Below are 6,000 nucleotides of genomic sequence, written 5' to 3'. Positions count from 1 at the left end.
TTCTTCTGCTTAACTCTTTGTTACATACTTATAAATTTTCTCCACGACTTACTTACTGTCTCACAAATGATTTAGGATTGGGATATATGATTTATTCAAGCAGTAGGTTAGAGAGCAATCGCCAGTTTTGGCTGTAGAATTAACATCAACGATACAGACGTTCTGCATCCAATCAAAACTTGATTTTTCGCAGGTGCGAGGTTAAATGTTACTAATACTCTAAGGCTTGATACTTTAGAGGGTAGAAAAATCTAGATGGTTTGGTTGTCTCAATGGCTAGTTTTAGGAACTATATTTGTTAACTTAACTTTTAGCACACCTTTATTTGCCAGTCAGTCTATGAACCAAGAAGATATTCAGATATTAATAGAAAAAACTAAAGATGCATGGGTTGCTCAAGATGTCGATGCTCTTGTACAGTTATTTACAGTTGATGGGGAACTAATCGTACCTGGTCAATCTTGGCGGGGGCAAGAAAGAATTCGAGAAGAAGTTACCCATTTTAAACAACAGTATTCAGATGTCAAAATAGACATCCACCGGATTATCGTTGGAGAAAATCAGGCAGCAGTAGAATGGCACTACGAAGATACGGAAAAGGTGACAGCTCGTCGTAATAAAGCTGATGATGTAATTGTCGTAGATTTCAGGGATGGTCAAATTAGTCGTTGGCGTGAATATTTTGACACACAAACGCCAGCTAACAGATAGTTACACTAGCTATGATAGTCCCATCTCCTTAGTTGAAAATTAATTCAGGAGATTAGAGCTTCATAATTAAGTTGTAATCAAAAAGACACAAGACGTTTACCACCTTAGACCGCTCTGATGAAGGGTTTAACCTTCCCTTGGTGATAATAAAATGGAGGAAGCGACAAAAACTCCAGACCGTCAATGCCTTTAATCGATTTACACTGTTCAAACATCTGCGATCGCTCTCCTTCGATGTCTGATAATGGGTCACAGCGGCATAACACCCATACAGTGTTGTTTGTTTTCACTCACTAGAATAGCTAACAGTTGGATGAAAAACCTTCGCTCTCAGGTAGGAATACTAGCTAGCCAACAGAGAGAGCTATATTGGTTATCCAAGCCTGTCTCAAGTAAGATTTTAATTCTTTATAACTTGACCACAAAATCCCTTGGTTACTCTAGCTAATGGGTATATGGGCGGTTACGAAAATCTCAGATGAAATTAGTCCCCAGATAATAAATGCTTGATTGACCTTTAGCTAGATTTTTCAACTACCTTTTTGCGATCGCAGGACGAAGATACCAACAAGCCGTTATGCTGAGAAGTTTCTTTTGTTTAAGCGTGGAAGAGTGGTGATGTTTACCAAGGGCTGTTGGGTGACGCTCCTTCACTGATCCACGCTTAAGCAGTGACTAATCTAGCGCTCTATTTACGTACTAGGTTGAGCAGTTCTTTAGGAGAAGCGAGCAAGTCAATCCCTACAAAGAAGATTTTGCCTTCGGGATTTAACAAAAACCGCCATGCAATATTCATCCCCACACTGGCACCGAACCAAGGGCTTTGAACTTTGCCTGTGACTTTAACTTGTGTATAGCCATCATCCACTGGTTCAGAGACACCGCGCTCTGGGATCATCTTCAATCCCTGGCATTCTTCACGCATATAAACGCGGATTCCCTCCTGACCAACAATTGGTCTTTCAAAGGGAGGTTGCAAGGCACCTTCAGAGGTAAACAGAGCAACCGCAGCATCAAAGTCATTGGCATTCATGTTGTTGATATAGCCTAGCACCGTAGGGTTGTTGATGCCCTCAATCGTGACTTTAGTCCGAAATGCTAGTGCAGTGGGAGGAGCCACAGGCTCTGAGATTTTTTTATAACTGCCGGGAGCGTTCGGGTCAAATCCCATGCTAACTACGGTATTGCGTAGGATTGTGATTTGTTGACCTGAATCAGCATTGCGGATGGCTTCCAACACCTCGGCAGCCTTTGGAGAAAGCTTGTAGCCTTCTGGGATTGGAGCAACAATTCCCTGGGCCATCCATTCTCCTAACTGATACCAGAAGCCCAACTTAATGTTCACGGTGAAAGATGCATAGGAACGGCAGAAGGCAGTGTCAGCAGAGTTAGCCAAATCGTACATGACTTGCGTTTGAGCCTCAAAAGACATCTGCTTAATTTGTTCGAGTAAGCCTTGCGCCAGGATCATGTTGGCTGCCCCAGGAGCAGCAACCGTAATACTTTTACCCATCTCGGTATAGGCAAACCAGAGTAATGCTAGTTGATCTTCAGCATTGAGCTGAGAGAATGATTCAACAACAGTTGGAACAACATCAGCAACTAGGGTGCCGGGAAAAATTCTTTGAGCCGACTGGATGGTAAAAGACATAGCAAAAATTCCCAAAACAAAATTACAGTTCTATCGAATGTAAAAAATCAAGTGTGCAAAGACGGAAAGCAAATACATTTAACTGTTAACAAAGGCACTCAGTAGTTATTGCTTATGCGTAGCCCGTCATAGACATCGCTTTACCAAAAGCATAGCGATTCTCTTGCCGTTGAGTATGGATACTCGGCAAATCACATCGCAGGCTCAACTGCATAGTTATTTAGAAAGCCTTAATCAACAGTGCTTTAACGCATTTATATTGCTTTTGTATCTTTATGTAAAGAAACATAGCAACTTAGTTACAAATAAGCAATACTTCCTCAGTTATAAATTGATAATTTATGCTTATACAAATGATAAGTTTTATTTAAGTCAGATTAAACGCAATTGGTGCCTTTGTGCGTATTCACTTCTAGGAGCGTCACAGCCCGTACTTCTCTACCAGACGCTGGGCGAACGGCAAGCTACCTCGGCTGCGCTCGGCACAAGTCAGTAAGCATCGTAGACATTGCACGTCTCTACACGCATGAAATTTCCGTAAAAAATCCTTAGGGACTGACAAGAAATAAATTATCCATATTCAGGGCTGGGCAGGAAAGCCCGCCCTGAATATGGGACGGGTGCGGACACCCATCGCACAAGAAAATTTGGGATATTTTTTTATTTGTCAGTCCCTTAATTGAACCTATAGCGGTTCTCAGTTGGGTGCAATACGCCTGCTTATTGGGGAGTCCGAAGGCAGAATTCAGGTAACAATCGCTATATTGCGATGCCTACTTTCTCGCACATATCTAAAATACCCTAGTTGCTTAGTACGGATTTCACTACCTTTATCTTTATGTCAAGTGCTGGTAAAAAATATTTACAATAGTTAATATTAATTTACAGATAACGAAAACAGGGAGCAAAAGATCACAAATAGAGGCTTTACTATTTATGTTGATCAAACCCCACGGACAGGCTTCACCGAATATGCCGAAAAACTCAACGGCCGTTTGGCAATGATTGGTTTTATCTCACTCAGAGCTTTGGAAGTTCTTACCGGACACGCTTTGATTGGATGGCTAACCAACCTTTAGATAAGACACTTTGAGATTTACGAATTTTCTTTACTTGACAAATAAAACAATTTAGAGGCAAACTATGAAAACTGATTTTGATTACCCCAAAAAAGATTTAATTGGGCCAGTTGTTTTTAGACCTGATTTCAACAACTTTGAGATTATCAATGCAAATCAAGCCTGGTCATTGTTTTTCACAGTCGGTCAAGATGACAAGGGACTGGGACAAGAAATTGAATTCGGTAAATTTTTCACTAACCTTTTAGTCGCCATTGGAGTAACTGGAATTCTTTGGGCAATTTACTTCAACCAATTGGGATGAGCAAGTTTGTTCATTTCTAGGGTGTAGGAACTTCAACTGAGGTCTTGGATTTGAATACCAGGACTTCTTTTTAGTTTAAATTGATCGGTTATAGTAACGGACAGCAAGCTTAGGACAACAATCAATTCACAATGTACGCTTGTTGAAGGTGTCTACCGGCAACTTGTCCTAACCGCTTTGTCCACTGCTATAGCAAGTCTGACTTTTCACCTTATGTGGAAAAGCCCAGGAAAAACCTAACCCTCTAACCCCCTTCCCGCATCGGGAAGGGGGTTAGAAAATTCAAAGTCTCTGATGCCAGATGCTACCCTGCGGGAACGCTAAGAGCGAACAAGTCGGCAGAGCCGCCCAACGCAGTGGCTCCTCCTTGTAGGAGAGAGATAAAGAAGAGAGGTTTTCCAGATAGCGTGAAAAGTCAGGTAGGTAAGCAAGTTCGTAGTAAAGACTTTAGTTCTTATTTTCTAAGCACAAATGCTCAAAACGAGCTTAACAAAGGACTAGTACAGCACGGCATAAATCCAGTACCATCTCAATTAACCAGACAATTGATTAAGCACCTTGTTAAAGGTAGGCAAACTTCCGCCACAGTGCATTAGTCGCCAGTTCAACGCAAACAACGAATCGCCTCTAATAGACCTCTAGCTTTATTCAGCGTCTCTTCGTATTCTTTCTCTGGCTCAGAATCAGCCACCAAACCTGCGCCGGCTTGGACGCTGACCGTATTATCATGCACTACCATTGTGCGAATTGCGATCGCAGTATTTAATTGTCCTTCAAAATCGTAATATCCATACACACCGGAGTAAACTCCCCGACGACTAGATTCTAACTCGTGGATAATTTCCATCGCCCTAATCTTGGGTGCGCCGCTTACCGTACCGGCTGGGAAGCAAGCTTTCAATAAATCCCATGCTGTTTTACCAAGTGCTAATTTACCCACAACATTGCTGACAATGTGCATCACATGGGAGTAGCGCTCAACTACCATTAATTCATCAACTTTGACGCTACCACTTTGGCAAACACGCCCCAAATCATTCCGTCCTAAATCCACAAGCATGACGTGTTCGGCAATTTCCTTGGGGTCTTGGAGTAAATCCTCAGCGAAGGCTGCATCTTCCTGGGTGGTTTTGCCCCTTGGACGTGTCCCGGCAATTGGGCGTACTGTTGCTATCACTCCACCATCTCGATCTATTTCGGCTTTCACCATTACTTCCGGACTGGAACCGATGATTTGCCAATCTTGGAAGTTAAAGTAAGCCATGTAAGGCGAAGGATTTATCTGACGTAGGGAGCGGTAAAGTGCAAAGGGGTCGCCTGTATATGTTGTTGATAGTCGCTGGGAAATTACTACTTGAAAAATATCGCCTGCTTTAATGTAGTCTTTGGCCTTTTGGACATTAGCACAAAAATCAGGGCGGGTAAAGTTGCTGGTGTATTCCTCTGCTCCTCCAGATACGCTGCTTCCAGGCGGTTTCCATTCCAATCTAGTTTTTTCTGGCGATAGGGGTAGAGATAGCTTTTCGAGCATTTGGGTGACGCGATCGCCCGCTTGTTGATAGGCTGCTTTTAAATCTACTTTCTCTTCACGTAAATCAGCATAAGCGATCGCCCAAATTTTCCGCTTCACCTGGTCAAAAATCAATAGGTGGTCTACCTGCATCCACAACCCATCAGGGATATTTCGCTCATCTTGGGGATTAATTGGCACACGCGGCTCAATCCAGCGAATCAATTCATAGCCCCAAAACCCAAACAAACCACCAATTCCTGGCGGTAGCTGTGGCAACTTCACTGGGTGATAAGGTGCTAAACATTCGGCTAAAGCTGTAAAAGGGTCGCCTGCAAAAACGACCTGCGAACCATCGCGGTTTTTCTGGGTCGTGCGATCGCCCCTGGCTTCTAAAACCCACACTGGATCGCAGCCCACTAAACTATAGCGTCCCAGCTTTTCCCCACCTTCTACCGATTCCAACAAAAAGCTATAGGGCTGACCCGCACATACTTTATACCAAGCAGATACGGGCGTATCTAAGTCCGCGACCCATTCTTGATATACCGGGACGAAGTTACCTTCTAGAGCTAGCTGAGAAAATTCGGAGAAATCGGGGAATACCATAAATTGCTTAGGGATTGGGTATGGGGCATGGGGCATGGGGCATGGGGCATAGGGCATGGGGCATAAGAGGCAGGGTGCGGGGGGCAGAGAGGAAAACTTTTACTTTTCTCCCTTGCTCACTGCTCCCTACTCCCTT

At 43.3% G+C, this 6,000-nt stretch carries 5 protein-coding genes; 3 read left to right on the top strand and 2 right to left on the bottom strand.

All coding sequences use genetic code 11. The features are described 5' to 3' along the window. Positions 1-255: 255 nt before the first annotated feature. Complete coding sequence (locus tag HWQ38_RS05925; RefSeq protein ID WP_292791054.1) at positions 256-711, top strand: nuclear transport factor 2 family protein; 456 nt, start codon at positions 256-258, stop codon at positions 709-711. Positions 712-1,399: 688 nt separating this feature from the next. On the opposite strand, the gene HWQ38_RS05920 is transcribed toward HWQ38_RS05925, so the two are convergent. Further along, positions 1,400-2,362, bottom strand: coding sequence for an orange carotenoid protein N-terminal domain-containing protein (locus HWQ38_RS05920; protein WP_292791052.1), 963 nt, complete (start codon positions 2,360-2,362; stop codon positions 1,400-1,402). A gap of 911 nt (positions 2,363-3,273) precedes the next feature. Between HWQ38_RS05920 and HWQ38_RS05915 the strand changes: the two genes are divergently transcribed. Beyond that, on the top strand, positions 3,274-3,441 hold the full coding sequence (locus tag HWQ38_RS05915; RefSeq protein WP_292791065.1) for a high light inducible protein: 168 nt from the start codon (positions 3,274-3,276) through the stop codon (positions 3,439-3,441). A 64-nt stretch (positions 3,442-3,505) separates the two neighbouring features. Beyond that, positions 3,506-3,745, top strand: coding sequence for a hypothetical protein (locus HWQ38_RS05910; RefSeq protein WP_292791051.1), 240 nt, complete (start codon positions 3,506-3,508; stop codon positions 3,743-3,745). Positions 3,746-4,349: 604 nt separating this feature from the next. Here HWQ38_RS05910 and trpE read toward each other — a convergent pair. Next, positions 4,350-5,864 (bottom strand): anthranilate synthase component I, encoded by a 1,515-nt coding sequence (trpE, locus tag HWQ38_RS05905; RefSeq protein WP_292791063.1) that lies wholly within the window; start codon positions 5,862-5,864, stop codon positions 4,350-4,352. Positions 5,865-6,000: the final 136 nt, after the last annotated feature.

This window comes from Nostoc sp. NMS7 (assembly GCF_017115085.1).
Lineage (GTDB): Bacteria > Cyanobacteriota > Cyanobacteriia > Cyanobacteriales > Nostocaceae > Nostoc.
This window is presented reverse-complemented; position numbering and strand designations above follow the sequence as displayed.